Origin of the sequence: Enterobacter wuhouensis, assembly GCF_004331265.1 — a bacterium.
Taxonomy (GTDB): Bacteria; Pseudomonadota; Gammaproteobacteria; order Enterobacterales; family Enterobacteriaceae; genus Enterobacter; species Enterobacter wuhouensis.
Genome location: NZ_SJOO01000004.1, coordinates 257,824 through 282,940, shown reverse-complemented (window position 1 = coordinate 282,940; position 25,117 = coordinate 257,824). Strand labels below are relative to the sequence as shown.

At 55.1% G+C, this 25,117-nt stretch carries 28 protein-coding genes and 3 tRNA genes; 10 read left to right on the top strand and 21 right to left on the bottom strand.

The genetic code is table 11. The features are described 5' to 3' along the window. Positions 1-9: 9 nt before the first annotated feature. The 14 genes from E0L20_RS11415 to E0L20_RS11350 all read right to left on the bottom strand — a co-directional run bounded on the left by E0L20_RS11415 (position 10) and on the right by E0L20_RS11350 (position 12,386). Positions 10-2,241, bottom strand: coding sequence for a fimbria/pilus outer membrane usher protein (locus tag E0L20_RS11415; protein WP_131634064.1), 2,232 nt, complete (start codon positions 2,239-2,241; stop codon positions 10-12). Then, positions 2,222-2,998: a fimbrial biogenesis chaperone gene (locus E0L20_RS11410; protein ID WP_131634063.1), complete on the bottom strand. Its 777-nt coding sequence runs from the start codon at positions 2,996-2,998 to the stop codon at positions 2,222-2,224. The genes E0L20_RS11415 and E0L20_RS11410 overlap by 20 nt, the downstream gene beginning before the upstream one ends. 2 nt (positions 2,999-3,000) lie before the next feature. Continuing rightward, positions 3,001-3,495, bottom strand: coding sequence for a Csu type fimbrial protein (locus E0L20_RS11405; protein ID WP_131634062.1), 495 nt, complete (start codon positions 3,493-3,495; stop codon positions 3,001-3,003). 23 nt (positions 3,496-3,518) lie between these two features. Continuing rightward, positions 3,519-4,067: a helix-turn-helix domain-containing protein gene (locus tag E0L20_RS11400; protein ID WP_131634061.1), complete on the bottom strand. Its 549-nt coding sequence runs from the start codon at positions 4,065-4,067 to the stop codon at positions 3,519-3,521. After that, the gene (locus tag E0L20_RS11395) at positions 4,064-4,702 is read right to left on the bottom strand and encodes an EAL domain-containing protein (protein ID WP_131634060.1); all 639 of its coding nucleotides are present in this window, start codon (positions 4,700-4,702) and stop codon (positions 4,064-4,066) included. Before E0L20_RS11395 ends, E0L20_RS11400 begins: the two co-directional genes overlap by 4 nt. A 179-nt stretch (positions 4,703-4,881) precedes the next feature. Next, on the bottom strand, positions 4,882-7,173 hold the full coding sequence (gene opgB, locus E0L20_RS11390; RefSeq protein ID WP_131634059.1) for a phosphatidylglycerol--membrane-oligosaccharide glycerophosphotransferase: 2,292 nt from the start codon (positions 7,171-7,173) through the stop codon (positions 4,882-4,884). A 269-nt stretch (positions 7,174-7,442) separates the two neighbouring features. Next, positions 7,443-7,925, bottom strand: a complete 483-nt coding sequence (locus E0L20_RS11385) for a YjjA family protein (RefSeq protein ID WP_131634231.1) — start codon at positions 7,923-7,925, stop codon at positions 7,443-7,445. An 84-nt stretch (positions 7,926-8,009) separates the two neighbouring features. Next, positions 8,010-8,747, bottom strand: coding sequence for a replicative helicase loader DnaC (gene dnaC, locus E0L20_RS11380; protein ID WP_131634058.1), 738 nt, complete (start codon positions 8,745-8,747; stop codon positions 8,010-8,012). Beyond that, positions 8,744-9,289 carry a primosomal protein DnaT gene (dnaT, locus tag E0L20_RS11375; protein WP_131634057.1) on the bottom strand — a complete coding sequence of 182 codons (546 nt, stop codon included), beginning with the start codon at positions 9,287-9,289 and terminating at the stop codon, positions 8,744-8,746. The genes dnaC and dnaT overlap by 4 nt, the downstream gene beginning before the upstream one ends. A gap of 149 nt (positions 9,290-9,438) precedes the next feature. Beyond that, positions 9,439-9,867, bottom strand: coding sequence for an organic hydroperoxide resistance protein (locus E0L20_RS11370; RefSeq protein ID WP_119935649.1), 429 nt, complete (start codon positions 9,865-9,867; stop codon positions 9,439-9,441). Between the two features lie 83 nt (positions 9,868-9,950). Further along, complete coding sequence (locus tag E0L20_RS11365; RefSeq protein WP_131634056.1) at positions 9,951-10,403, bottom strand: MarR family winged helix-turn-helix transcriptional regulator; 453 nt, start codon at positions 10,401-10,403, stop codon at positions 9,951-9,953. A gap of 41 nt (positions 10,404-10,444) precedes the next feature. Beyond that, entirely contained in the window at positions 10,445-11,086 is a 642-nt protein-coding gene (locus tag E0L20_RS11360; RefSeq protein ID WP_131634055.1) for a TetR family transcriptional regulator, read from the bottom strand. 59 nt (positions 11,087-11,145) lie between these two features. Continuing rightward, the gene (locus E0L20_RS11355) at positions 11,146-11,619 is read right to left on the bottom strand and encodes a threonine/serine exporter (RefSeq protein ID WP_131634054.1); all 474 of its coding nucleotides are present in this window, start codon (positions 11,617-11,619) and stop codon (positions 11,146-11,148) included. Then, on the bottom strand, positions 11,610-12,386 hold the full coding sequence (locus tag E0L20_RS11350; RefSeq protein ID WP_131634053.1) for a threonine/serine exporter family protein: 777 nt from the start codon (positions 12,384-12,386) through the stop codon (positions 11,610-11,612). The genes E0L20_RS11355 and E0L20_RS11350 overlap by 10 nt, the downstream gene beginning before the upstream one ends. Positions 12,387-12,795: 409 nt before the next feature. Between E0L20_RS11350 and E0L20_RS11345 the strand changes: the two genes are divergently transcribed. Continuing rightward, on the top strand, positions 12,796-13,533 hold the full coding sequence (locus E0L20_RS11345; RefSeq protein WP_131634052.1) for a helix-turn-helix transcriptional regulator: 738 nt from the start codon (positions 12,796-12,798) through the stop codon (positions 13,531-13,533). Then, positions 13,530-14,165 carry a DNA-binding transcriptional activator BglJ gene (gene bglJ / locus E0L20_RS11340; RefSeq protein ID WP_131634230.1) on the top strand — a complete coding sequence of 212 codons (636 nt, stop codon included), beginning with the start codon at positions 13,530-13,532 and terminating at the stop codon, positions 14,163-14,165. The genes E0L20_RS11345 and bglJ overlap by 4 nt, the downstream gene beginning before the upstream one ends. Positions 14,166-14,202: 37 nt before the next feature. Here bglJ and E0L20_RS11335 read toward each other — a convergent pair whose 3' ends face one another. After that, a complete protein-coding gene (locus E0L20_RS11335) occupies positions 14,203-14,661 on the bottom strand; it encodes a YbaK/EbsC family protein (RefSeq protein ID WP_131634051.1) in 459 nt (152 codons plus the stop codon). A gap of 328 nt (positions 14,662-14,989) precedes the next feature. Between E0L20_RS11335 and E0L20_RS11330 the strand changes: the two genes are divergently transcribed. Next, the gene (locus E0L20_RS11330) at positions 14,990-16,336 is read left to right on the top strand and encodes a PTS sugar transporter subunit IIC (RefSeq protein WP_131634050.1); all 1,347 of its coding nucleotides are present in this window, start codon (positions 14,990-14,992) and stop codon (positions 16,334-16,336) included. Positions 16,337-16,476: 140 nt separating this feature from the next. Here E0L20_RS11330 and fhuF read toward each other — a convergent pair whose 3' ends face one another. Together fhuF and E0L20_RS11320 are read right to left on the bottom strand one after the other, a co-directional pair. Beyond that, positions 16,477-17,265 (bottom strand): siderophore-iron reductase FhuF, encoded by a 789-nt coding sequence (fhuF, locus tag E0L20_RS11325; protein WP_131634049.1) that lies wholly within the window; start codon positions 17,263-17,265, stop codon positions 16,477-16,479. 94 nt (positions 17,266-17,359) lie between these two features. Beyond that, positions 17,360-18,424 (bottom strand): GGDEF domain-containing protein, encoded by a 1,065-nt coding sequence (locus E0L20_RS11320; RefSeq protein WP_131634048.1) that lies wholly within the window; start codon positions 18,422-18,424, stop codon positions 17,360-17,362. Between the two features lie 215 nt (positions 18,425-18,639). Here E0L20_RS11320 and E0L20_RS11315 point away from each other — a divergent pair, with 215 nt between their 5' ends. Further along, entirely contained in the window at positions 18,640-18,909 is a 270-nt protein-coding gene (locus E0L20_RS11315) for a DUF1435 domain-containing protein (RefSeq protein WP_207389445.1), read from the top strand. Positions 18,910-18,960: 51 nt separating this feature from the next. Here E0L20_RS11315 and E0L20_RS11310 read toward each other — a convergent pair. The 4 genes from E0L20_RS11310 to rsmC all read right to left on the bottom strand — a co-directional run bounded on the left by E0L20_RS11310 (position 18,961) and on the right by rsmC (position 20,483). Further along, positions 18,961-19,047 (bottom strand) — tRNA-Leu (locus tag E0L20_RS11310). A gap of 32 nt (positions 19,048-19,079) precedes the next feature. After that, a tRNA-Leu gene (locus tag E0L20_RS11305) sits at positions 19,080-19,165 on the bottom strand. A gap of 28 nt (positions 19,166-19,193) precedes the next feature. After that, positions 19,194-19,280 (bottom strand) — tRNA-Leu (locus E0L20_RS11300). A 174-nt stretch (positions 19,281-19,454) separates the two neighbouring features. Next, positions 19,455-20,483 (bottom strand): 16S rRNA (guanine(1207)-N(2))-methyltransferase RsmC, encoded by a 1,029-nt coding sequence (gene rsmC, locus E0L20_RS11295; RefSeq protein WP_131634046.1) that lies wholly within the window; start codon positions 20,481-20,483, stop codon positions 19,455-19,457. Positions 20,484-20,585: 102 nt separating this feature from the next. Here rsmC and E0L20_RS11290 point away from each other — a divergent pair, with 102 nt between their 5' ends. The 6 genes from E0L20_RS11290 to E0L20_RS11265 all read left to right on the top strand — a co-directional run bounded on the left by E0L20_RS11290 (position 20,586) and on the right by E0L20_RS11265 (position 25,001). Next, complete coding sequence (locus E0L20_RS11290; protein WP_131634045.1) at positions 20,586-20,999, top strand: DNA polymerase III subunit psi; 414 nt, start codon at positions 20,586-20,588, stop codon at positions 20,997-20,999. Continuing rightward, positions 20,968-21,411 (top strand): ribosomal protein S18-alanine N-acetyltransferase, encoded by a 444-nt coding sequence (gene rimI, locus E0L20_RS11285; protein WP_131634044.1) that lies wholly within the window; start codon positions 20,968-20,970, stop codon positions 21,409-21,411. Before E0L20_RS11290 ends, rimI begins: the two co-directional genes overlap by 32 nt. A gap of 20 nt (positions 21,412-21,431) precedes the next feature. Then, positions 21,432-22,109, top strand: a complete 678-nt coding sequence (gene yjjG / locus E0L20_RS11280) for a pyrimidine 5'-nucleotidase (RefSeq protein WP_131634043.1) — start codon at positions 21,432-21,434, stop codon at positions 22,107-22,109. A 91-nt stretch (positions 22,110-22,200) separates the two neighbouring features. Then, entirely contained in the window at positions 22,201-23,790 is a 1,590-nt protein-coding gene (gene prfC, locus E0L20_RS11275; RefSeq protein WP_131634042.1) for a peptide chain release factor 3, read from the top strand. Positions 23,791-24,094: 304 nt separating this feature from the next. Continuing rightward, the gene (gene osmY / locus E0L20_RS11270; protein ID WP_131634041.1) at positions 24,095-24,712 is read left to right on the top strand and encodes a molecular chaperone OsmY; all 618 of its coding nucleotides are present in this window, start codon (positions 24,095-24,097) and stop codon (positions 24,710-24,712) included. Positions 24,713-24,839: 127 nt separating this feature from the next. Continuing rightward, positions 24,840-25,001 carry a DUF1328 domain-containing protein gene (locus E0L20_RS11265; RefSeq protein ID WP_003856556.1) on the top strand — a complete coding sequence of 54 codons (162 nt, stop codon included), beginning with the start codon at positions 24,840-24,842 and terminating at the stop codon, positions 24,999-25,001. Positions 25,002-25,117: the final 116 nt, after the last annotated feature.

The following is a 25,117-nucleotide window of genomic DNA, read 5'->3' as shown; positions in this document are numbered from 1 at the left end:
ACAGTATTCTTAATGACACATCCGTTCTCCGATATTGACGGTGGCGGCGTCTGAAGGGCGTGACGGAAGGCTCACGCGGCACTCGCCTGCGGAAGTTCTCACGACCAGTTCGCCGGGCAGAGGCGGATCTTCCAGCCAGATAAAGCCGTCGCGGCCGACGATCGTGGTGCCGCCTGAGGTGGACACCTGACTCCCCATTTCGACCGGTTGGTGTTGCTCATCGACCAGCCTTGCCTGGACCGTGACCGCACGGTGCACGTCGAAATCGACCTTCACGGCGGTTGCTGTTCCCGGCCTGGCGTAGATGTCGGTAACGGGCGTCATGACATCTGCCGGGAGCGCCAGAGGATCGATGGTGACCTTATTGTTGTGATAGCGAGGCAGATCGGTCAGTAGCAGATAACCGTCTTCGTCGGTTTCCCCCGCCGGGCGATTTTCGAGCAGCACCGGGATGTGCCCCGTGCCGCGGGTGGAAACCAGCGCCAGTCCCTGCTCGCTGTAGCGCAGGGCGTGGACGGTGTGGTCCAGCAGCGTCAGGCTGCCTTCTCCGGACGCGTACTGGCTGTTCAGGTTTCTTCCGCGCTCCAGCCCCACGTGCCATTCGCCGTAGCGGCTCAGGTGGCCGACGTCGGCATATTTTCCATCATCGTTGCCGGCGCGTTTCCCCATTTGCCAGGACCAGCCGCCGGTCTGGTCGTCCGGTTGATGACGATAGTCCAGCCGCTGCGTGTCCTGACTCGCCTGCACCGAGACGGTATCCCGGTGGCCAAAGGGAACAGAGAACATCAGCTGTACGCTGTGCGAGGAGTCGGATAGCGAACGGGTATAGCTCAGCGTGGCGGAGAGCTGTGCCGGCAGCATTGCGGACCAGGAGGCATTGAGGTAGCGCTGCCTGCTGCCCTGAATATTTTGTTGCACCCAGCCTGCGCCCAGCGAGCCAAAATGGCTAAACGAGTGGCTCACCCACAGGGAATCGCTGCGGCGGGCGGGCAGGGTGCCGCTCATGCGGGCGTTATCGGCAAAGGCGGCGTCCGTGCGCACCGTGCTGGCAGAAAGGCCGGTGCCGCCGCCGTTCCACTGCCAGCCCAGCCCCCATTTCACGCCGCTGCCGTACGGGCTGTCGCTGAACGCAAGGTGCTGGCTGACAACCCCCAATTGAGGCGAGATCAGCCAATCCACGCCCATGCCTCCGTTATGCATTTTTCGCTGCTGCTCCGCGTGCAGCGCCAGCGTTAAGCGATTGTTTACGCCGTATCGCCAGCCTGCATCGGCCATCGGCGATGCGGCGTAATCCTCCGAGCGAACGGCATAGTTTTGCCGCATCCAGCCGATATCCAGCGAGCCGCTGCTCAGACCTTCCGCCAGCATGTCCGGAGCCCCGTACAGATCGAGCTGCACGGTGCGGCGCTGTCCATTGATGTCCGTGATAACCACCTGCGCCTGTCCGCTGCCGGTGAAGGTGGGCAGGGTATCGAGCCGGTATTCGCCTGGCGTGACGCGCTGGCTGCTCTGCTTTAAGCCGTCAATATAGAGATCGACCGTTGAGGGGAGTACCGCGCTGTCGCTGTACTGCGTGCGGGGGGCGGTGTTGAGCTGCGGGTTGAGCTGAAAATTACGTGCAAGATGAAGCCCGCCGAAGCGCACCTGGCGGCTCCAGCCTGTGCCGGTGGTCACGCTGTCGCCCAGCGCCAGGCTCATGAGTGATGACGGATAATCCCACTCCCAGCGCGTTTCAAGACGCGTGTGGCTTGATTGCTCTGAGCCGATCTCGTTCCCTGCGCGGCTGGAAAAACTGCTGCTCAGGATGCCCGGCAGCGCGCCGGATGCGGTAAGCGTGGTGAACGCGCTGGCCTGCTTCTGGCCGGGGCTATCGCGGGCATAAAGAGAGTACGCAAGGCTTACGGCGCCGATCGCCTTCGCCTGAGGATAGCGGTGCTGCTGCACCGGCGCTTCACTGACCAAATGCTGCTGGCCGTCGAGCGCCCTTACGGTAGCGGTGATAACAACCTGCTGGGCGAGCGTATCAAGGCTGACCTGCAGCCCCGGCTGGGCAGAGAGATTCACCCATTCACTGCGTCCTTTCGCGGTACGCAGCCCCAGCGTTTTCGCATCGCGGCGCGTCACCCACAGGGCATCACCCTCCACGCGACAGGCCCACAGCCCGTCGCGCGGTGAGTGATTGACGGTAATGGCCAGCCACTGCGTGGAGGCTTCGGCAGGCTCAGCGCGGGCCGTTAGCATGAGCGGCATCCAGAGCAGAACGGCGAGCAGTGGCAGGATGCAGGGAAATCTGGCTGGCATGACGGTTTTCATTGAGATAAACGCGCAGCGAGCTGAGCGTACGGCGCGCGTGCTGCCCGAGCGGGAGGACGTATTTCTGTCCCGGCAGTACATATCCCGCCAGTCCTTTCACGGTTTCTGCAACCTGCCCATCGGCGGTCAGAGCCTGTACGTTACTGAGACGAACATGCTGTTCTCCCGCGTTGTAACACTGAATTGCCCCAGGCGTTGTCAGCTGTTCGCAGTTCAGATCGCCGTCGCTGCTGGCGTCACGCTGCGTGCCGGCAATAAACACCGGGATTGAGTAGCGCAGGAGGAAATGCACCGCGTTACGCTCGCGGGTTTGCGCGTTATGGGAGGGCAGCTCATCAATGACCAGGCGGTAGCTCTGCTCCTGCTGACGCGCGCCGGGCTGCAGAACAATAATGCGGATCAGCTGCTGCTGGCCTGGGGCAAGCGCCGTCATTGCCGGGCTGCTGACGATCTCATCTGTCGGCGTCAGAACATCTTTACCGTTGGCCTGCGTCCAGTCATAGACGCGGATCTGCGCGTGGATGTGGGTATCGCCACTGTTAGTGAGATAGAGCGCCGTGGCCCGCTGATTGCTCTCCAGATCCAGAGTGACGGGGGCAACCTGCAGCGTAGCCCCCAGGGTATAGCGCGAGAGCAGCAGCAAGGCCAACAGCCAAAGAAGGGGAAGAAGATAAGGCCGACGCATGATTAATAGACCAGATTCAGCGTAACGTCGTCGGTGTACGTCCCGGCCTGCGCGGCGGCAAGCGCGCCGGCTTCTATCACGCCATACAGGGTTTCGCTCTGCTCCTGGCCGTTACCGGTGCCGGTGAGGCCCTGGCTGTTGGTCACCTGGGTCTGCTTGTTCTCGTCGGCGTAAAGTTTCCACGCAATGCTCTGCGCGCCAGAGCCGTTGTTCTCAGGTTTCAGCCAGAAGGTCCCGCTGTCGCTGTTGTCGCTGCTGTAGGCAGAGAGGGTAAAAGGCGTGCCGTTGGTGCAGGTGACGTTGAGCTGCGTGCTGGCCTGAATTTCACCCGCTTCATCAGAGCTGTGGCGTGAGAAGCTCAAATCGTTGGCCTTCAGCGTACAGGACTTCACCACTTCCAGCGTTACATGCATGGTTGCCGTCGCGGTTTCTGCGGACATGGCGGTAACGGGAAGCAGAACAAGAGCACCGGTAAAAAGCGTGGGGAGTAATTTCATGATCTTATTTCCAGAATGACAAATCAGAGATAGAACGACTGCTGTTCCAGCAGGCAGATTTTGCGGTGAAATTCCGCCAGGTTGTGGCAATGGAATTTGCTCATCGCGTTACGCTTGTGGGTGTAAATCGTTTTCGGGGATTTATTCAGCAGCTGCGCGATACGCACCAGGCTGATGCCTTTGCTAAGCAGCGTGCAGACCCGCAGCTCCTGGCGCGTCAGCGTGGCATCGGGAAGGCTGTCGTTGCTGAAGTCCGCCTGACGTAACCGCTGGCTGAGCTGAATAATTGACAGGTTGTCGGCCAGTATCCTGACGCGCCCGGCGGGAAGGTAAACGCTAACGTCATTGATGCGGCGCTCGTCGGTGAATATCAGCCAGCTGTTGTCGGCGGTATCTCTCATCACCTGCTCGCGCAAGCGTAAAAGCGTTTCCGGGCTGACGCTGTTGATCCAAAAAATATCGGGGCGCGGCGTCATCATCATCGCGATAAGCGTTTTCAGGCCAAGCCACAAAAAGGCGTTTTCGCTCAGGATGATGATGTGAAATTGGGCGCGGCTGAGGGAGCTATTCATTGCTTGTTCCATAAGTAACCCTGTCCGTAATCGGCTACGCTTGCCCGCGCCAGCGCGTAGTCGCCAAAGGTTTCAATGCCTTCAATCAGCACCTTGCCGGCAAGCTTTTTGCAGTTGCGGGCGAGCTGCAGAAAACGCTCTTGCTCCGTTCGTCCGGACCAGAAGGTGTGTTTGTCGATCTTGATGCCGTTGAACAGAAACCGGCAGGCCAGCAGCTTCGGCAGAATGGCTTCGTAGACGTCATCGGCCCATACCTCGATTTTGCGCTGGCGCAGAGAGGCAATCCGCAGGCGCAGCTCGCGGGTTTGTTCGTGGCTGAGCTGGACAATTTCCTCGAGGTCGGTCAGCTCAATCGCCAGATCCTCCGGGCGCGGCGTTTCCATCATCAGCCTGTCGATGAAGTCCTCTTCCAGCAGCAGTTCGGAGGTGGTATTCAGATAGTATTTACCGTTCTCCCGGCATGACATGGCATGACGAAGCTGAGAAAAAAAGTGCTGCTTTCGCTGAGAAAAAGACATCGCGCCGAAGTAGTGCTCCAGATTGACGTGGGGTTTTGCCGTAGAGAGCATCTCCCAGGCAATAACATGCTCCGTGTGTAGTGCCCGGATAGATTCGAATTTATAACCCGTTAACATGATGGAACTGCGTGTGACCTCGTAGAATATTTGTCGGGATTGCATCCTACTTTTTTGGCTTCATTAAGAATATTTATAGATAAAACCAGATTAAATATGGTGATTTAATCTGGTTTATAAATGAATTAAAGGTTTATATATTTTATAAAATTCGCCCGGCAGGACGCCGGGCGGAGGGATTAGCTTTCGCTGTTAACGATTTTGATTTCGACCATGCCGATGCCAAGCTGGCGCGGGGAGTGACCGAGAATATTGCCTTCGTTGGAAGACTGCGGATCGGGCGGCACAATCACCAGGGTATTGCTGCGCGACGGGTTATCGAAATGCAGCGTGGTGGTGGAGACGTCGTTTCCAAGCGTCAGCGTCTGCTCTTTATCACCGACGCGTACCGGAATAGGCCGGTTGGCGTTTGGCCCATAGGCCCTGGCGGTGATCACCAGATCGAATTTTTCCGGCAGAGGGTGGGTGTACTCAATTTTCACCTCGTTACCCAGCTGCGCGTTCGACCAGCGTCCCCAGGACTCAGGACGAGAGATGCCGCTAAACTGCTTAACCTCTTCCGGCGCGCCGGCCACGTTGAAGATGAAGCTGTCGGCCTTGTAGCGGATATCGTTGTCGACGATTTTCAGCAGATCGACGTTGCGCTGGTAGCGAGCGGTGTCGATAACCGTATCCTTAAACGCGGTTTTACCCTTCCACTGCGCGCTGTCGACGTGCTGAACGGTCTGTTCCCCGCCGAGTTGGCCCTGAGAGACGCACCAGTCGGTTGAGAGCGACAGCGGCTGCGACCAGAGCTGGCCCATTTTGTAGCACTTGTCGATCCAGACAAAGTTATCGCGCGGGGCGAAATCGGCCAGCTGGAAGCGCAGCGGGGCAGAGTATTCACTCTCTGGCAGGGGTTCGACGCGGTTGTCGGATACGCGCAGCAGCAGCGGCAGGCGGAAATGGCTGCCGGAGAAGGCGATCGTGTTTTTATCCCGATCGATGGTGAAATCCTTCATCTCTTTCGGGAAGTTCCACAGGCGGATGATGTCCGGCTTCCACGCGAGGATTTTCTCCTTCATGTTGAGGAACACTTCCGACAGGGACTGCCCTGACAGCGTGCTGCGGCCAAGGCCAATAAAGTTGTCGCCCCCCAGAATATCCAGCACCGTTGCGCCGTTATCCATCGAGTTACGCTTGGTGGCAATGACCTCCTGCTGGGGCTTGTCGCCGCGCATGACGAAGAACAGATTGCTGCGGTCCAGTTTGTTTAGTTCATCCCAGGCGCTGTTTTTCATCGCCAGATGGTCAGACGAGACGACAATCACCGTGTTTTTGAAATACGGCGAGGCTTTGATTTTCTCAATGAGCGCGGCGATATGCTCCTGACTGCAGGTCACGGCGCTGAAGGATTTATTGCTTTTACCTTTGATGTCGTAGTTTTTGCGCTTACAGGTGCGCGAGACGAATCCGTCCGGATGGTGGGTATCGACGGTCAGGGCAAAGAGGGAGAAACGCTTGCCCGCGCGGGACAGCTCTTCAAATTTTTTCCAGGTTTCATCCAGCACGGTATCGTCGTAGAAGCCCCAGTCGTTACGATACGCGGGGTCTGCAACCGTGGTTTTTAACTCTTCCGAGCCGTAAAGATGGTCAAATCCATGGGATTTCAGGAACACATCTTTGCCGGCAAAGCGCAGGTTTGCGCCCTGCATAAAGTAGTTTTCGTAGCCGGAGTTTTTCAGGATATCGCCGAGGCAGATATTCTGCGGGAAGAAGCTCGACATCGACGCCGATGCGTTGCCTTCAAACGGCGCGAACAGCGGGATACCGCACTGGGAGGCGACCATGCCGGCGATGGTGTAATCGGTACCCGGTAACTGCATGGTCTTGCTAAAGTCGAGACCCTGGTCTTTCAGCGCGCCGAGATCGGGCGTCAGGTTCGGGAAAGCATCGTTATCAAAATAGGTGCGCTCCAGGCTCTCGCCGTAGATATAGACCAGGTTGAGCTTCGGGTTATCTATCTTCTTCGCCGGCTCTTTGTAGTACGCCGTGAAATCGGGGTCGCCGTCGCGCGACTGGGATTTGACCAGCTCGGTGATCTGGTGGAATGCCGGGCTGGCATCAACGGACGCCAGCGCCAGGAACAGCGCCAGCAGGCTGTAGCCGTGATGATGTGGATGATGACGGCGGCGGCGTAGCACCCAGGCAAGCGTGCCAAAAATAGCGACCAGCGCCACGACAAGTCCCAGGCCAGGAAGTATGTACTTACTAACTCCTGCACCCGTCAGGCTGTTGGTGAGGGTATAGAGCACCGCATCGTTAATACCGTCTCCGGTGAAGTAATCGCTGGCGTACAGGGTAATGTTTAAAACAATAAAAATGCCGAGTACCACCAGCGTGGCGACAAACCACCAGGTGTTACGGCCGGCTTTCCAGGCGTAAACGCCGATGGAAGCCAGAAAAAGGATAAGGGACATTAATTCTGACAACAGCATATCCTCATGACGCCAGACGGTTAGCTGGCTACTGATTATTTTTTGGGTAACACAATGTAATGGCGATGTCGTTTAGCTGCAATTTTAGCGTCACAAAAGTGTGCAGTTGTTAGGATTTGGTTTATAAAATCGATTTTTTGAAGGCGGTCGCATCCTGGCATGCACAGGCTGAGAGGGTGGCAGGGGGGTAAAACACGCCTCTCACGCCGCGTTGCAAGACTATCGCAATAAACGCGGCGTGTTGTGGCAAAAAATGGGGAGGATCAGGAGAGGAAATTAACGCCTTGTTTCAGCACCAGATCGCAGGCTTTGGTTTTCACCTGTTTCGCCAGAGAGGAGTTGCCGAGCGTGCTCAGGTTAAGCTGCTGGCCATTTTGCGCGTTGAGCAGGCCCTGAATACCGTCCATGTAATTGGTATCCGCTTTTTGTTCCTGCGTATCCAGACCCAGCTTACCCAGCACCTGATTTTTGATGTTCTGGGTATCGGTCACGGAGGCCAGCTTCTGCTTCGCGCAGTATTCCAGAATGCCCGCCGCGTTGTTCATTGTGCCCGCGCTCAGGCTCTGGGAGCTGTTACCCAGCAGGCTGGTAAGGGAGGAAGCCGACAGCCCACCCTGAGAACTGCCGCTCTCTTTGGTTAATTCGCTTGCTGCGCTGGAAAGCGACTCCTGCCAGGAGGCCGCCTGCGCCGCGCTGGTTGCCAGCAGTGCGCCGAAAAGTGTGCTGATAAGTAACTGTTTTTTCATCATGGCTTACTCAATAAGGTCCGTTTTGGGCCGGAAGTGGTTCCAGTATATACCTCCGCGCCGCGCGCGATTCCTGGAACTTTCTTAATACTCTTTGCCGGTGACGCGGCTGCGATAGCTGTCCCAGTCGAAGATAACGTACAGGCTGTTGCCGAGCTTCATGCGATCCATCACGCGCTCTCCCAGCAGACGGGTCATCTCGTCGATATTGTGGTTCGTCAGCATGCCGGTGGGGCGTTTCGACGAGGAGCGCCGATCGACGATCTGGTTGATGATCACTTTTTCGTAGCGGGATTCGGTCTGCACGCCGATCTCGTCGATGACCAGCAGGTCGACGTTGCTCAGGTCGTTAAGCAGCTGTTCTTCGCTGGTTTCGCGGTTGCTGAAGGTGTCTTTCATGGCGGACATGATATCGGCCACGGTGATGATCAGCACCGATTTCCCGCGCAGGAGCAGCTCGTTGCAGATAGCGGCTGCGAGGTGGTTTTTGCCGGTGCCGGGCTTGCCGCTGAAGATAAAGCTGGCGATATTGCCGTCGAACTCATCTACGTACTGGCGGGCCTGGCTGAGGGCGTTCATCTGTCCCTGCGATTCGACCCTATAGTTGTCGAAGGAACAGTTCTGATGCAGCGGTCGAATGCCCGAACGGTTAAAGGTGCGCTGCATTTTCATCGCCCGGTTTTCACGGGCAAGGGCGGCGGCACGGATCTCGCCCTGTTCTTTTTGCCACGCCAGCAGCTCCTCACCGGTAGTGAACGCGGGCTTCACGTTGGCTGGCATCATTTTTTGCAGACGTTTCATCAGGTCGCCGACGTTTTTCATTTCGCACCTCGGAATCCGTTAGGGATCTGTTTATCCGGTTCTGAAAACGCGTTGATATCGCGCTTGGGCTGGCCGTTGTTGCTGGCGCGGTTGATTTGAATGCTGCGCGCGAGCTTTTGCTGCCACTGAACGTGGTGGAACACTTTCCCTTCCGCCTGCCAGTAAGCGGTGAAGGCCGCCAGCTCTTCGGGGGTGACCGGCTGCGCGAGCGCAATGCCCCACAGCGCCGCCTGGCGCTGGAAATCGGCGTCCGGCTGCCAGCCTGCGTACATCGGGAATTTGCCCATTGGCACGGCGACGGGCGCGCTACCCGGCTCGTCAAAGAACTGGTTATCCAGCGTGACGTCGCTTGCCGGACGCGACAGCCGCGCCTCGATATCCAGAAGCTGTGCCAGACGCTCGGGCGTGATCGCGTAAAACGCCGGCGCGTTGTCGGCAAATACCGCGAGCGTACCGCCTTCGGCGTGGGTCAACACACCGCGAGGGTCGCGCATAAAGGCATCAATGCCAGCAATGCTGGTGGTCAGGATTCTGGAGGACATAATGCTTTCTCTACTGGGTTACTACGGGCGTGATATCGGCTTATGGTAGCACAGAGAGGAGGAGGGAATGGAGGGGATTTCCCCGGTGACGCTGCGCTTACCGGGGCTACAATTGTAGGCCTGATAAGCACAGCGCCATCAGGCATTTATCACGCGATGATGTTCAGCGTCACGTCGATATTGCCGCGGGTGGCGTTGGAGTACGGGCAAACGATGTGTGCCGCATCCACCAGCTTTTTCGCTTCGGCTGCGTCCATCCCTTCCACGTGAATGTTCAGCTTCGCTTCGATACCAAAACCGGTTGGCAGCGGGCCGATACCCACTTCGCCTTCGATAAACGCGTCTTTTGGCAGGGAGAATTTGTCGCGAGCCGCCACAAACTTCATGGCACCCAGGAAGCAGGCGGAGTAGCCGGCAGCAAACAGCTGTTCCGGGTTGGTGACGTCGCCACCCATGCCGCCCATCTCCTTCGGCACGCCCAGCTTAACGTCCAGTACGCCATCGGAAGAGGTGGCGCGGCCATCACGGCCTCCGGTTGCTTTTGCTTTGGCGGTGTAAACAACTTTTTCTAAAGACATGGCAGGTTCCTCATCTTACTTTTATGCGTGCTATTAAATAGCGCGCGATGTTTATGGATAATAATAACGCGTAAAGTATAGCTTTACGCGCGGTGAAGCTGGTGACGCAAATGTTCGAGCTGCTGCTTGAGTGTCAGCATCGTGTCGGTATCGCACTGGGCTGCACATCCCACGGCGTGCGGAATGCCCGTCGCCTGCTGCTGAAGGGCACGCCCCGCATCGGTAAGGGTGACCGCGACCTGACGTTCGTCCTTACGGGAGCGGTGGCGGGCGATCAGCCCTGCGCTTTCCAGACGCTTTAACAGCGGCGTCAGCGTGGCGGAGTCCAGAAACAGCCGTTCACCAATGTCCGACACCGTCACGTCATCCTGCTCCCACAGCACCAGCATGACCAGGTATTGCGGATAGGTCAGGTTCAGCGGTGCCAGCAGCTGCCGGTACAGCTTGTTAAGCGCCAGGTTTGCCGAGTAGAGGGCAAAACAGAGCTGGTTATCCAGCAGAAGCGCCGCGTTGGTGTCGTTTGTTTTTGCGTTCATGGAATGAATATAGATAGTGCACGATATAATTGCAAGCTATTTTATGGGCAGGTGTAGCGGAGTGCCACCTGGACCGCCATTTTCCGGTAGTGCTGACGTTGCGCCTGCTCATCCGCACCCTCTTCAAACAGCAGCGTAAAGGTGTAGCTGTTGGCCACGTAGTGGAAGCTAAAGCTGCTGATTAGGCGGTGGAGATCGCGGGCATCCACCGTTTGGTTAAACAGCTGTTTTTCTTTCCCACGCTGCAGGATATCTTCGAGCAGTTCAAGCGCGCTGCGGTTCACCTGGCGCAGATAGCTGGACTGCTGCATAAAGCGGCCGCGCTGCATGTTCTCCATGCAGATGATGCGGATGTAGTCAGGGTGATCGGCGTGGTAGTCAAACGTGGCTTCCACCAGATGCACCAGCGCTTCGACGGGTGGCATTCCTGCCAGGCTTAGCTGTTTTTCACTGGCGCGGATTTGGGTATACACATACTCCAGCGCCAGCAGATAGAGGTTTTCTTTATTCTTAAAGTGGTACACCACCATCCGTTTGGTGGTGCCTGCTTTCTCGGCTATTTGCTCCATGCGCGCGCCGTTCAGCCCGTATTCGGCAAACAGGGCGATAGCGCTCTGGAAAATGGTCTCTTTCAGGCTGGAGCCTTCATTGTGGTCGGGGAGTTCGCTGCCAGGGTTAGCCACATCCTTTCCTTATCGTCACCAAACGGAATGGGGGAGATTATCCCCGGCGTCGTTAAATATCAAACGCGCGGGCGTTTACGGTATAACCATAAGCCGGGGATCGACAGCCCGATAGAGAGCGCGCCGACAATGGATGAGGCTTTTAAAAAATTGCTCAGCAGGAGGATCATTTGCGGCTCACTGTAGCCGAAATGGCTGATTTTCACCGCGGAAATCATCGCCGTATAGGCTGAGATCCCCGGAAACATGGGAATAACGGCGGCGACGGTAAACACCTTTGGGTGCGCCAGATACCAGCGCGACCACTGGATGCCAATACTCCCGACCAGCATGGAGGCCATAAATGTCGACCATTCGATGTTAAAGCCGGCGGTCATCATGACCATTCGCGATCCGTGGCCAATCGCGCCCAGCAGAGCACACCACGGAAGCGCGCGCTGCGGCACGTTGAAGACCATCGCAAAACCGACGGCGGGAATGGCGGCCAGAGCCATGTCCTGCGCCAGTGCAAACAGAAATTCCACTATGCCCATCCGCGTAACCCCCACAGCGTCATCGCCATAACCACGCCGATACAGGTTGCCAGCGTCAGCAGGCTGGCAATCGCCCAGCGCGCCAGGCCGGTGTTAATGTGCCCTTTGAACATGTCGGCAACGGCGTTAATCAGCGGGAAGCCCGGCACCAGCAGGAGCACGCTGGCGGCCATGGCCACGGTTGGCGTATTGGCAAACTGCGGCAGGCGCAAGAGCAGGCCAGAAACCGTGGTCGCCACAAAGGCGGTAATACAGAAGTTGATCTGCGGGTGCAGCTGTCGGTGCGTCAGCATCTGGCGAACATACATGGCGATGCTGCTGGCGAAAAAGGTAATGACAGCGCCGTCCCAGCCGCCCTGATTGAGCTTGCAAAAGCAGGCGCACGACAGCCCCACCATAAGCACGACCAGCCAGCGCGGATAGCGCAATGGTTTGATTTGATTAAAGCGCTTTTCAATTTCTTTGAGGTCGAGAAGTTTATGTTCGGCCAGAATGACAATATGTTGCACCTCGGTCACTACGTGCATATTGATGCCACGATCGTGATTCTTGCGCGTGGAGGTCAGGCACTGGCCCTCTTTAATCGTGGTTAGCACAATGGCGTTTGATGAGATGGCGCTTTCGACGCTATCCATACCCAGCGCCAGCCCCAGCCGTGTAGAAAGCTCTTCGACGAGCGCGCTTTCGGCCCCATGCTGGAGCAGAAAAAGCCCGCACTGAATACATAGCCGCGTTGCTGCACGCTGCATTGACCGTTCTGCCTGCATGTCTTGCCCTGAAAGAAGATGGATGGCTTGCCTGATGGCCCGTAATGTTTACTTTTAACACAAAGTCCGGTGTCCGTTGCTCTGGGTCAGATCAAGATTTGTGCAAACAGCAGCAGCCTGGCTGGCGGTGATAGCCTTTTTAATTATCAACCTTGTGAATTTTTAAGTTCTAAATATATATAATTTTTATTAAGTTTTTCTAAATTTATATTTTCATTCTTTTAAGGTAGTTTGAATTAAAATTAATTGTCCTTTATGAGATATTAAGCCTGTTTTGGGCGATTCTTAAATCATTAAATAATCTTATTTTCAGCTTGAATTAATCGGTTTACTCCCAGGGACAAAAACACATTACGCCTTGAAGTATTAGAAGGCTACTGAATAAATTAAAAATGGACACGGAGGGTCTATGTTGCCAGCGAATGGTAAACACGGAGTGGTGATCAGCAGGATACCCGTTATGCAAAACGGGTTGGGTGGTGTTATGTCGCGCCATTTTCCTGAGTTTGAATTGAGCTATTGCCGCTCGTTACAAGAGTTAACCTTGCTTCAGCTGCGCCGCGCTGAGGTAATCATTGCGGATGTTTCTGGTGATTACCGGAACCCGCGGGGCACGCTCGAAGAGTATTATGGTTTATTGAATCAATACCGTGATATTCACTGGATATTTTTAGTTTCTCGCCCCCTTTATCCCATTGCCGTTGAGCTACTCATGCGCCCGGAAAGTACGTTACTTTCGGATATGGAGCCAATAGAAGGCGTGATTAACGCTATTCGCGCAGGGAGCGAGCGGGCTGAGCGTATCAGCCAGACGTTACTGCAGCCAGAGCCCCAAAACTCTGAGGATGAGAGCGAGCATTTTATTGCGCTTACACAGTCCGAACGCAAGGTGTTGCGCCTGCTGGGTAAAGGGTGGGGAATTAACCAAATTGCCACCTTGCTTAAGAAGAGCAACAAAACGATCAGTGCGCAAAAAAACAGCGCGATGCGCCGGTTATCGCTACGAAGTAATGCCGATATGTATGCCTGGATCAGCAGTACACAGGGAATGAGAGAACTGAGCTTAATCTCAGCCTATGGAGAGTACGAGGAATGGAAAAAACCGATTCAACAAGACATATCGCCGTCATCGAAAATTGCGCTATGAGTGCCGTAGGGCTGCAGCACCTCTTTGCTATGCCAAAGCTGAGTCATTACAAGCTGCACCTGTTTACTCAGTTCGATAGCTTCAAGGCGGTACTTCCTCACATCTCGTTTTTCTCGGTGATCTATTCACTGTCCGATTCGCGTCAGGAACGGAGAAACTGTTTGGCCTACCTGCGAGACCTGGCATTTACGCATGGGGATATTCAGCGCATTGTGTTGGCGTCTGATGAAGTGGAAGCGCGGTTGATAAGCCATCTTTCGCCTTCGCGCCTGCACGGCATTATCAGTAAATCGGTGTCGCTTGATCACTTACAGGAAGAGATGGTGGCATTGCTGAGTGAGACGCTTCGAATAAACGACAATATGCTGAACCATCTGTATGTGAACCAGAACAGGATGTTAAGCCCCACAGAGCGGGCGATATTGCGTTATATGTCTTCGGGCTACTCCATCCCCGAAATTGCTGCACAGCTTGAGCGTAACATTAAGACTATCCGGGCACATAAGTTTAATGCGATGGTCAAACTGGGGGTAAATTCTGACGTCGGGCTACTCGACGCGGCGGATATTATTACGCACCTTCCGACAAGAGAGTCGCGTGCTCCCTTGTTAAGCACGCCAGCATTCCTCTAGCCTCGCGTTGATGCGCCAGCCAGGTCTGGCGCTTCAATCAAATACAGACATCTACCCACCTGGCGGACGTCAGCTCCGCCATCCGATCCGGTGAAATGCGAACGGCACTGTGAATGGCGCCTGCTGCAGGCAGCACCTCAGCGTACTGTTTCAGAGAGATGTCGCAAAATACCGAAAGCGGGTTTTCCAGTCCGAACGGGCAGACGCCGCCGACAGGATGGCCGGTAATGGTCACTACCTCATCGCTGCTCAGCATGCGGGCTTTTGCACCAAAGGTATCTTTCAGTTTTTTGTTATCCAGACGCGCATCGCCCTTCGCGACCACCAGGATAACCTCATTTTTGACCTTAAGTGACAGCGTCTTTGCTATTTGCCCTGGCTCAACGCAATGAGCGGCAGCGGCCAGCGCAACGGTTGCGGTACTCTGACTAAGCTCAATAATTTCAATGTCCGGCGCGTTGTCGGTAAAAAACTGCTGTACAGACTGCAAACTCATTGTTTCCTCCTGACAAATATCCTGCGTAATCTGTCATAAGAAATTATGCTCTGTAAATATCTCTTCGGTAACAAATATCCCGCTCCGCCGATTTCTGGATCGCCTTCACATTCACAGAAACCGGTTACAGTAACCGGTTGCAGAGCGTGATGCGCCGATTAATACTGAGTACGTAACGTCCCCTGTATCCAATAATAAGAGCAAATTATGAAACCATTCCGTCTGAGCAGTACCGCTGGTACACGAGCCAGCAAGGTTGTGAAGCTGATTTATGGAACAACGTGTGGCGTGAAAACGCCTGTAACGAACGTCTGACAGGAGATCTGCTATGTCTGCCAACCATGCTGCGTTTAATCTGATATTTCGTTTTGTTGAGAATTACGTCAGCCCGATTGCCGGGCGGATCTCCTCCCAGCGTCATGTTATGGCAATCCGCGATGGGTTCATCTCCGCGATGCCGTTTATGATTGTGGGCTCGTTCCTGTTGGTGTTTGCTTACCCTCCTTTCTCGCCCGATACTACCTGGGGCTTTGCCCGCGCCTGGCTGGATATGGCGAAGCAATTTGAGGGCCAGATCCTGACGCCGTTTGATATGACGATGGGCATCATGTCCATTTATATTTGTGCGGCTATCGCCTATAACCTTGGCAAACATTATGTGAAGTCGCATCAGCTCGATCCCTTCATGTGCGCCATGCTGTCGCTGATGGCATTTCTGCTGGTCGCCGCGCCGAAAACAAAAGGCGCTTTGCCGGTAGACAGCCTGGGCGGGACGGGGATCTTTACCGCGATTTTGGTTGCGATCTATTGCGTAGAGATGATGCGTTTTCTGAAAGCGCACAACATCGGTATTCGGCTACCGGACCAGGTTCCGCCGATGATCAAAAACTCTTTTGATCTGCTGATCCCGGTGCTGGTGGTGGTGTTGACGCTTTATCCGCTGAGCCTGCTGATTCAGTCTCAGTTTGGCATGCTGATCCCGCAGGCGATTATGTCGGTATTCAAACCACTGGTATCCGCTGCGGACTCGCTGCCTGCGATCCTGCTGGCCGTGCTGATTGGTCATTTGCTGTGGTTCGCGGGGATCCACGGGGCGGCAATTGTCTCCGGCATGCTGCAGATGTTCTGGCTGACTAACCTCGGCGCAAACCAGACCGCGCTGGCTGCCAGCCAGCCGCTGCCGCACATCTTTATGGAAGCATTCTGGACATTCTTCATTGTTATCGGTGGTTCGGGGGCGACGATGGGGCTAGTGATCTGCTACCTGCGCAGCCGCTCTGCTCATCTGCGTTCGATAGGCCGTCTGAGCGTGGTACCAAGCTTCTTTAACATCAACGAACCCGTCATCTTTGGTACGCCGATTGTAATGAACCCGGTATTCTTTATTCCGTTCCTGCTGGCGCCAATGGTTAACGCCGTGCTGGCATGGGGAGTGATGAAGCTGGATCTGATTGGTCGCGTGATCTCCGTTGTGCCGTGGACGGCACCGGCTCCGATAGGCGCAGCGTGGGCGCTGGGCTGGGATTTCCGTGCGGCTATTCTGGTGGTGGTTCTGGCCTGCGTGTCGGCAATAATCTACTTCCCGTTCTTTAAAGTGTACGAGAAGCAGCTGCTGGAGCAGGAAGCGGAAGAAGCGCAGCGTAACGCGGAAGAGGAAAATCAGCAGGTAGCCTAGGTAAAAGCAAAACGGCAACTCATGTTGCCGTTTTTAGTGTTTGTTCTCTCTCCCTGTAGGAGAGGGACAGGGTGAGGGCATCAGGCCGGGCCAGTGTTTGTAGGCCCGGCAAGCGAAGCGCCACCGGGCAATTAACGGCACTACTTCAGCGTGCAATCCCCGCACTGCTGCACGTCCGGCAGGCGATAGCGCTGACAGCAGGTACGGCGCACCAGAAGGCCGTCACGCGGGACGACGGTACGGAATAAGGGGTTATCCCGCCCATCCGAAAGCTGTTTTGCGAAGAAACAGGACTGGCGCAGCGCATCAACCTTCTCATCGCCCAGCAGCGGTTTCATCTCCGTCAGATACCAGTGGATCAAATATCCGGTATTGCTCCAGATAAGCTTACCGTTTATCTCTCCCGTCGCTTCCAGCGCGTCAACTACGGGAACCAGCGCGTGGGTAACGAGTCGCTCCATACGTTCCTGAGCAGAAAGCAGGCTGGCGTCCCGGTCTTCGTGTAAGTCAATCCAGAAGCAGGCTGCGCGCCCGGTTTCATGAAATTCGACGTGAAAATAATCCGGCGAGAGATCCAGCATGCTGTTCTGGGTTAACAAGGCCAGCATGAGGGGAGGAACCATCAAGCCGATATACCACTGTGCCCAAAGCGAGATCAGCGGTTTATTTTCCCGCGCAAGCGTCGGCTGGTTGCGATAGATGTGGTCTGAATAGGTGGCCAGCAGCGACTGCAGTTCTGTAGAACGCTGCCATTGGGAAAGCGTCATCGCAGCGTGCGGGTGAGCTTCATCAAGCTTGATAAAATCCAGCAGATGGGCTCGGGTTTCTGCAATCTTGTCGCGAATGGCGTCCGCAAGCGTAACGTTCCCCGTGGAGAGACTGGCTCGCCAGAGGAGAGGTTCAACGGCTTGTACGGTACGTGTGGCCATAGTTTGGATAGAAATCTAAATGATAATGATTGCCAATCCTAACTATTGCTCATTTCGATAGCAAGCCTTTTGTCCCTGATGCATGACGCTGCGTTTATATCGCCTGCAATTCGTCGCTGAGCAGGATGCTGTTGCGTCCCATATGCTTCGCTTCGTAGAGGGCTTTATCAGCTTTTTCCAGCGCACGCTCAACGTCGTCACCCTCGTAAATCGCGATGCCGATGCTGATGGTGACGTTGGTCGCGACGCTTTCGTTGAACATATGTGGGATTTTCAAATCATACACTTTCTGCCGGATCTGCTCTGCGGTCTGGCGGGCATGTTCCAGCGAGATATTCGTCAGCAGCACCATAAACTCTTCGCCGCCGAAGCGCGCAACGATATCACGCGAACGGACGGCATCCCGAATGGCGGCAGAGACGCGGATCAACGCCTGATCCCCCATCATATGGCCGTAGTGGTCGTTGTACGCTTTGAAATGGTCAATATCCAGCAGCAGCACAAAGTGCTCGCCGTTCTCCACCGTTGGCAGGTTATCCAGCCGACTCTGCAGGCCGCGGCGATTATAAAGGCCGGTAAGCGGGTCCATCATGCTGAGGTCGGTAAGCGTTTCTCGTTCTTCCAGCAGGCGGGAGAGCAACTCCTGTGCGAACCGGTCGTTGCGTCTTTGCAGGACGTGATGAATGCCAATCGCCACCACGGGAAGCGCAAAAGAGTAGATCATCCTTAACCAGCTATCCGGATCGCCGAGCCACAGGCAAACAATAAATGCAGGCAGTGAATGCAGCGTGAAGGCTTTGATATTGCTGGCAAACGCCAGCGAACCAATAAAGAGCACCGTCAACAGCGCCATGTTCAAATATGTCGCCCGATCGTGAGTAATTAACGAGAATTTAGAGGCGATCTGCCAGGCCCATAAAATACCGAAGATGGCCGAAACGATGGGAATATTTATTTTTCGCGTGCCGTCCTTTCCGTGCCAGATGAGCAGGCCCGCACTTAGCGTAAACACGGCAAACAGCGGAACAGATAATACGCGCACGGAATAGAGCGGGTTTGTTACCGAGAACAGCGCAGATATTGCGTTCAGAAAAAGAAATAAACGTAAAGATAATTGATATTTGCTATTGACCAAAGACCGCCAGGATTGTGATGTCATATTCGTGCTTTTTTAATAATATTTAATTAAAACAGATAAATAGGTGTTGTTCTGGGATAGTGAAAGCAAAAAAATTGAATTGTAATTATCAGATAAACTTTATAGGAAGTTAACAGGTGAGCAATTTATCACCTTACACATTTGCTGTCATTATGGGAAAGGTAAAGGTCGCGGGATTTTAACGGTGCGAGCTGACAAATGATAATTTATATCATATGATATTGGTTATCATTATCGGTTTGAAAGGGCGGATCATGTTGCACAGGGCGCTGGGAAGTGGTTGGGGGGTATTACTGCCGGGGGCAATACTTGGCGGTCTGATGTTTGCCGATCTCTCTATCGATATCTGGAAAGCCATCATTGTGTCAGGATTGCTGGTGACGTCTGCGATGATTTGGCATAAGCAGTTGCGGCATTTTGTGTTATTGCCATCATGCGTCGCGCTGGTCAGCGGAATACTGGTGATACTGATGAGTTTGAAGTAACAGGGAAAAATGAGGCACTACAGGAAAACGACAGGAGAGAAGCAAGATAATTGGTGCGAGGGGGGGGACTCGAACCCCCACATCCGTAAGGACACTAACACCTGAAGCTAGCGCGTCTACCAATTCCGCCACCTTCGCACAGTCATCTTACTATTTTGATATCGCCTCGTTGGTGCGAGGGGGGGGACTCGAACCCCCACATCCTAAGGACACTAACACCTGAAGCTAGCGCGTCTACCAATTCCGCCACCTTCGCCCAGTGCGAGCAATATCAACGTGATTTATGGTGCGAGGGGGGGGACTCGAACCCCCACATCCGTAAGGACACTAACACCTGAAGCTAGCGCGTCTACCAATTCCGCCACCTTCGCATACCATCGACACTGTAAAAGTATCGTAACCACGGAGGCGCATTCTAGATGTTTTCAGCTTTACGTCAACAGAAAAGTGCGCACGTTTTATTGATTGCTGCAAAAATGGCCGGAACTGAAACGCCTGCTTGCCGGATGGCGCTGGCGCTTATCCGGCCTGCATTACATGGCGAATTATTTCTTCGCCTGACGCGTCATCACGGTGCGGTACACTTTGAAACGGCCAGTCTGGGCGATCACCTCGTGGAAGCCGAAGGTTTCATCCAGCACTTTCGGGTAGGCCAGGAAGGCGTTCGCGACGATACGCAGCTCGCCGCCGCTGTTAAGGTGACGGGTTGCGCCACGGATCAGCGTTTGTGCCGCTTCCAGGCTGGTTTCCATACCGTCGTGGAACGGCGGGTTGGAGATGATCATGTCGAAGCGCCCGGTGACGTCGGAGAAGACGTTGCTGGCAACCACGTCGCCTTCAATGCCGTTTGCGGCGAGCGTTGCGCGGCTGGCTTCCACCGCCGGGGCGCTGACGTCACACAAGGTTAAACGCACTTTAGGCGAATGGCTGGCAAGCACCGTTGACAGCACGCCCGCGCCGCAGCCCACGTCCAGCACTTTGCCCTTAGTGTGCGGCGTCAGGGTAGATAACAGCAGCTTGCTTCCCACGTCCAGATAGTCGCGGCTGAACACGCCCGGGAGGGTTTTGATGGTCAGGCCGTCAAGCTCGTACTCGCCCCAGAAGGCTTCGGCATCGAAGGTTGCCTGTTTTTCCAGACGACCGTGGTACAGGCCACAGCGGCGGGCGCTGTCGACTTTGTTCAGCGGCGCGTAGTCTTCCAGCATCTGTTCAGCACTGCGCACACCGCTGCGGTTCTCACCGACCACGAAGATATCGCAGCCGACCGGCAGCAGGGAGAGCAGGTTCATCAGCTGGAACTGCGCTTCCGGCTTGTTCTTCGGCCAGTAGTAGATCAGCGTATCGCAGTCGGCAACATCGCTCTGCTCCGCCACCAGGCTAAAGCGCGCGCGCTCGCCCATCTGGCGGCTCAGCACCTGCCAGTGGTGGTAGTACTGGGTGTGGGCACGGCTTTCAGCACAGTCGAAACGCGCAGGCAGGTCATCCTGCATATCTCCGGCAAACAGAATACGGCTTTGTTCGAAATCATCACTGTGGCGCAGCAAGACTTCACTTGCCGGGGTAAATGCAGACATGAATTGTTCCTCAATAAACTCAGGCGGGGATTATAGTAGGTAGATGGCGCACTTTCGACACATTTGCTATATTTGCGCGCCTGAGAGACAGGAGTTTTCCCTATGACATCCCGACGAGACTGGCAGTTGCAGCAGCTGGGCATTACCCAGTGGGCCTTGCGTCGCCCGACGGCGTTGCAGGGCGAAATCGCCATCTCCATCCCTGCGCACGTGCGCCTGGTGATGGTGGCGGAGGAAATGCCTGCCCTGAATGAACCCCTTATCGGTGATGTCCTTCGCAGCCTGAAGCTGACGTCCGATCAGGTTTTACCGCTAACACCAGATCGGGTAGCGATGCTCCCCCCTGACAGCCGCTGCAACAGCTGGCGTTTGGGTGAGACGGACGCGACCTCTCTGCAGGGGAGCCAAATCTCCTCGCCAGCGCTTGACGAACTGAAGGCCGACCCAAACGCGCGTCGCGCGCTATGGCAACAAATCTGCGAATATGAACACGATTTCTTCCCTCACGACGCCTGATCTGACGACGGCATTCGAGATTGAAAAACGCGCCCACGCCTTTCCGTGGAGCGAAAAAACCTTCGCCAGCAACCAGGGCGAACGGTATCTGAACTACCGCATGGACGTCGATGGCAAAATGGCGGCGTTTGCGATTACCCAGGTCGTTCTTGATGAAGCGACGCTGTTTAACATTGCGGTTGATCCTGCGTTTCAGCGCCGTGGGCTGGGGAGAGAACTGCTCGAGCACCTCATTCGGGCGCTCGAAACCCGTGACGTTTTCACCCTGTGGCTGGAGGTGCGCGCGTCGAACGTCGCCGCCATCGCGCTCTATGAAAGCTTAGGCTTTAACGAGGCGACAATCCGCCGTAACTACTACCCCACTGCAGAGGGACGTGAAGACGCCATCATTATGGCTCTGCCGATTGGATAACAAATAATAAGGTTGTAACGATGAAATGGGACTGGATTTTCTTTGATGCCGACGAAACGCTGTTTACGTTTGACTCATTCGGCGGCCTACAGCGGATGTTTCTCGACTATAGCGTGACCTTCACCGCTGAAGATTTTCAGGACTATCAGGCGGTGAACAAGCCGCTGTGGGTGGATTACCAGAATGGGGCCATCACCGCGTTACAACTGCAGCACCAGCGCTTCGACGTGTGGGCCGAACGCCTGAACGTGAGCCCGGGGGCGCTGAACGATGCCTTCCTGAACGCCATGGCGGATATCTGCGCGCCATTGCCTGGCGCAGTTTCCCTGCTGGATTCACTTAAAGGCAAGGCGAAGCTCGGGATTATCACCAACGGCTTTACCGCGCTGCAGCAGATCCGCCTCGAGCGCACCGGCCTGCGGGATCATTTTGACGCGCTGGTGATCTCCGAAGAGGTGGGCGTGCCGAAGCCGGACCCGCGTATTTTTGATTACGCGCTGGCGAAGGCCGGCAACCCTGACCGCGACCGCGTGCTGATGGTAGGGGATACCGCAGAGTCCGATATTCTTGGCGGCATCAGGTCCGGTCTGTCGACCGTCTGGTTAAATGCGCACGGCCGCGTGCAGCCGGAAGGCATCGAGCCGACCTGGACCGTCTCGTCATTAAGCGAACTGGAGCAGCTCCTGTGTAAACAATGATTGCCTGCCCCCCGTTGATGGGTAAAATAGCCGCAATTTCGTATTCCATGATGCGTGGCGTGCTGCCGCGCTTATAAAAGAAGATTTAATTATGACGTTGTCTCCTTATCTGCAGGAGGTGGCCAAGCGCCGCACTTTTGCCATTATCTCGCACCCGGATGCCGGTAAAACGACCATCACCGAGAAGGTGCTGCTGTTCGGACAGGCGATCCAGACTGCCGGTACCGTTAAGGGCCGTGGCTCCAGCCAGCACGCAAAATCTGACTGGATGGAGATGGAAAAGCAGCGTGGTATTTCGATTACCACCTCCGTGATGCAGTTCCCGTATCACGACTGCCTGGTGAACCTGCTGGACACCCCGGGCCACGAAGACTTCTCCGAAGATACCTACCGCACCCTGACGGCGGTGGACTGCTGCCTGATGGTGATCGACGCCGCGAAAGGTGTAGAAGACCGGACCCGTAAGCTGATGGAAGTCACCCGTCTGCGCGACACGCCGATCCTCACCTTTATGAACAAACTCGACCGTGACATCCGCGATCCGATGGAAGTGATGGACGAGGTTGAAAGCGAGCTGAAGATCGCCTGTGCGCCAATCACCTGGCCGATCGGCTGCGGCAAGCTGTTTAAAGGTGTTTACCACCTCTATAAAGACGAAACCTACCTGTATCAGACCGGTAAGGGCCACACCATTCAGGAAGTCCGCGTGGTAAAAGGCCTGGACAACCCTGAGCTGGACGCTGCGGTTGGTGAAGAGCTGGCCGCGCAGCTGCGCGACGAGCTGGAGCTGGTGAAAGGTGCGTCCCACGAGTTCGATAAAGAGCTGTTCCTGGCGGGCGAAATTACGCCGGTGTTCTTCGGTACCGCGCTGGGTAACTTTGGCGTTGACCATATGCTCGACGGTCTGGTGGAGTGGGCGCCGCGCCCAATGCCGCGCAAAACCGACACCCGCGAAGTCGAAGCGCAGGAAGAGAAGTTCACCGGCTTCGTCTTTAAAATTCAGGCCAACATGGACCCGAAACACCGCGACCGCGTAGCGTTCATGCGCGTGGTGTCCGGTAAATATGAGAAGGGCATGAAGCTGCGCCAGGTCCGTATCGGGAAAGACGTTGTCATCTCCGACGCGCTGACCTTTATGGCGGGCGACCGTTCGCACGTTGAAGAGGCCTATCCGGGCGACATCATCGGCCTGCATAACCACGGTACTATCCAGATCGGCGATACCTTCACCCAGGGCGAAATGATGAAGTTCACCGGCATTCCGAACTTCGCGCCGGAACTGTTCCGTCGCATTCGCCTGCGCGACCCGCTGAAGCAGAAACAGCTGCTGAAAGGCCTGGTTCAGCTCTCAGAAGAGGGCGCCGTGCAGGTGTTCCGCCCAATCGCGAACAACGACCTGATCGTGGGCGCGGTCGGTGTGCTGCAGTTCGACGTGGTGGTTGCGCGCCTGAAGAGCGAGTACAACGTTGAAGCGATTTACGAATCCGTAAACGTGGCAACGGCGCGCTGGGTTGAATGTTCTGACGTGAAGAAATTCGAAGAATTTAAGCGTAAGAACGAGATCCAGCTGGCGCTGGATGGCGGCGATAACCTGACCTATATCGCCCCAACCATGGTGAACCTGAACCTGACGCAGGAACGTTATCCTGACGTTCAGTTCCGTAAAACCCGCGAGCACTAATCCCCCCTCAGAGCACGGCTGCCGCCGTGCTCGTCTTTAATTCCTGTCTTATTAATCCCTTGCGGAATGTTCTTAATTCATCGCAATTTCATGTCATTCGCGCGTTTTTTGCCCAATTTTGAAAGCGGCGCTGTGAGAGTGATCTATATTTAACTCAGTGTTTAGCACCGGGCACGGATGAATTAACTGTTCAATGCATGACTCAACGTTCTCCATTTCGCCCGTGTGTTTATTCGCAACATATAAAACTAGCAATAAGGGAAGTTTGTCGCCCGAATAACGGGCAAAACACAGGAATACATCGATGAATATGACAAGACTGAAGATTTCTAAAACTCTGCTGGCTGTGACATTGGGTAGCGTCCTGGTAAGTGGTTCTGCCCTGGCGGAAACCAGCACCATGGATAAAGCGCAGTCCACTGCTGATACCGCAGGGGAAAAAATCGATAGCTCTATGAATAAAGTCGGTAATTTCATGGATGACAGCTCAATCACAGCAAAAGTGAAAGCCGCGCTGGTGGATGATGAAGCCATCAAGAGCACCGATATTTCCGTTAAAACCGATAAGAAAGTTGTCACCCTGAGTGGTTTCGTTGAAAGCCAGGCTCAGGCTGAACAGGCAGTGAAGGTGGCCAAGGGTGTTGAAGGCGTAACCGACGTGAGCGACAAACTGCACGTCCGTGATGCTAAAGACTCCTCTGTGAAAGGTTATGCCGGGGATGCGGCAACCACCAGCGAAATCAAAGCTAAACTCTTAGCAGATGACATCGTACCTTCACGAAAAGTGAAAGTGGAAACCACCGACGGTGTGGTTCAGCTTTCCGGTACGGTAGATTCCCAGGCGCAAATTGAACGTGCTGAAACCATCGCGAAAGCCATTGATGGCGTAAAAAGCGTCAAAAACGACCTGAAAGCGAAGTAAATCAACACAATTCGCCCGTCTGGCTGAGGCCAGCGGGCGAAATAAGAACGACACTGGAATGACGCCGGTGAGTCGCCTGAGCGCTCACGTTTAGCGGCCGACATTAACTATGGTAAAGGAGAGGCTTATGTTTCGTTGGGGCATTATATTTCTGGTTATCGCGTTAATTGCCGCCGCATTGGGCTTTGGTGGATTGGCAGGTACAGCGGCCTGGGCAGCAAAAATTGTCTTCGTCGTCGGTATTATCCTGTTCCTGGTCAGCCTGTTTACGGGTCGACGCCGTCCGTAGCAAACGCAATATTTCATAAACAAAGTAAAGCCAGTCCTTGTGACTGGCTTTTTCTTGTTTGAGTCTCAGTGCCGGAGTGCGTTACTGTGTCTGAACAGAATAACGAAAACAGGAAG

Excerpts from the sequence above, each read along its gene's own strand:
- E0L20_RS11370 (WP_119935649.1), bottom strand. The coding sequence starts at position 9,867 with ATGTCTTTAGAAAAAGTTGTTTACACCGCCAAAGCAAAAGCAACCGGA.
- E0L20_RS11350 (WP_131634053.1), bottom strand. The coding sequence starts at position 12,386 with ATGCAGGCAGAACGGTCAATGCAGCGTGCAGCAACGCGGCTATGTATT.
- bglJ (WP_131634230.1), top strand. The coding sequence starts at position 13,530 with ATGAGTGCCGTAGGGCTGCAGCACCTCTTTGCTATGCCAAAGCTGAGT.
- dnaC (WP_131634058.1), bottom strand. The coding sequence starts at position 8,747 with ATGAAAAACGTCGGCGACCTGATGAAACGTCTGCAAAAAATGATGCCA.
- E0L20_RS11365 (WP_131634056.1), bottom strand. The coding sequence starts at position 10,403 with ATGAACGCAAAAACAAACGACACCAACGCGGCGCTTCTGCTGGATAAC.
- prfC (WP_131634042.1), top strand. The coding sequence starts at position 22,201 with ATGACGTTGTCTCCTTATCTGCAGGAGGTGGCCAAGCGCCGCACTTTT.
- fhuF (WP_131634049.1), bottom strand. The coding sequence starts at position 17,265 with ATGGCCACACGTACCGTACAAGCCGTTGAACCTCTCCTCTGGCGAGCC.
- E0L20_RS11395 (WP_131634060.1), bottom strand. The coding sequence starts at position 4,702 with ATGTTAACGGGTTATAAATTCGAATCTATCCGGGCACTACACACGGAG.
- E0L20_RS11315 (WP_207389445.1), top strand. The coding sequence starts at position 18,640 with ATGATATTGGTTATCATTATCGGTTTGAAAGGGCGGATCATGTTGCAC.
- E0L20_RS11385 (WP_131634231.1), bottom strand. The coding sequence starts at position 7,925 with ATGAAAAAACAGTTACTTATCAGCACACTTTTCGGCGCACTGCTGGCA.
- E0L20_RS11355 (WP_131634054.1), bottom strand. The coding sequence starts at position 11,619 with ATGGGCATAGTGGAATTTCTGTTTGCACTGGCGCAGGACATGGCTCTG.
- E0L20_RS11290 (WP_131634045.1), top strand. The coding sequence starts at position 20,586 with ATGACATCCCGACGAGACTGGCAGTTGCAGCAGCTGGGCATTACCCAG.
- E0L20_RS11330 (WP_131634050.1), top strand. The coding sequence starts at position 14,990 with ATGTCTGCCAACCATGCTGCGTTTAATCTGATATTTCGTTTTGTTGAG.
- yjjG (WP_131634043.1), top strand. The coding sequence starts at position 21,432 with ATGAAATGGGACTGGATTTTCTTTGATGCCGACGAAACGCTGTTTACG.
- E0L20_RS11410 (WP_131634063.1), bottom strand. The coding sequence starts at position 2,998 with ATGCGTCGGCCTTATCTTCTTCCCCTTCTTTGGCTGTTGGCCTTGCTG.
- rimI (WP_131634044.1), top strand. The coding sequence starts at position 20,968 with ATGAACACGATTTCTTCCCTCACGACGCCTGATCTGACGACGGCATTC.
- dnaT (WP_131634057.1), bottom strand. The coding sequence starts at position 9,289 with ATGTCCTCCAGAATCCTGACCACCAGCATTGCTGGCATTGATGCCTTT.
- E0L20_RS11335 (WP_131634051.1), bottom strand. The coding sequence starts at position 14,661 with ATGAGTTTGCAGTCTGTACAGCAGTTTTTTACCGACAACGCGCCGGAC.
- E0L20_RS11400 (WP_131634061.1), bottom strand. The coding sequence starts at position 4,067 with ATGAATAGCTCCCTCAGCCGCGCCCAATTTCACATCATCATCCTGAGC.
- E0L20_RS11405 (WP_131634062.1), bottom strand. The coding sequence starts at position 3,495 with ATGAAATTACTCCCCACGCTTTTTACCGGTGCTCTTGTTCTGCTTCCC.
- E0L20_RS11320 (WP_131634048.1), bottom strand. The coding sequence starts at position 18,424 with ATGACATCACAATCCTGGCGGTCTTTGGTCAATAGCAAATATCAATTA.
- rsmC (WP_131634046.1), bottom strand. The coding sequence starts at position 20,483 with ATGTCTGCATTTACCCCGGCAAGTGAAGTCTTGCTGCGCCACAGTGAT.
- E0L20_RS11345 (WP_131634052.1), top strand. The coding sequence starts at position 12,796 with ATGTTGCCAGCGAATGGTAAACACGGAGTGGTGATCAGCAGGATACCC.
- E0L20_RS11415 (WP_131634064.1), bottom strand. The coding sequence starts at position 2,241 with ATGCTAACGGCCCGCGCTGAGCCTGCCGAAGCCTCCACGCAGTGGCTG.
- E0L20_RS11265 (WP_003856556.1), top strand. The coding sequence starts at position 24,840 with ATGTTTCGTTGGGGCATTATATTTCTGGTTATCGCGTTAATTGCCGCC.
- osmY (WP_131634041.1), top strand. The coding sequence starts at position 24,095 with ATGAATATGACAAGACTGAAGATTTCTAAAACTCTGCTGGCTGTGACA.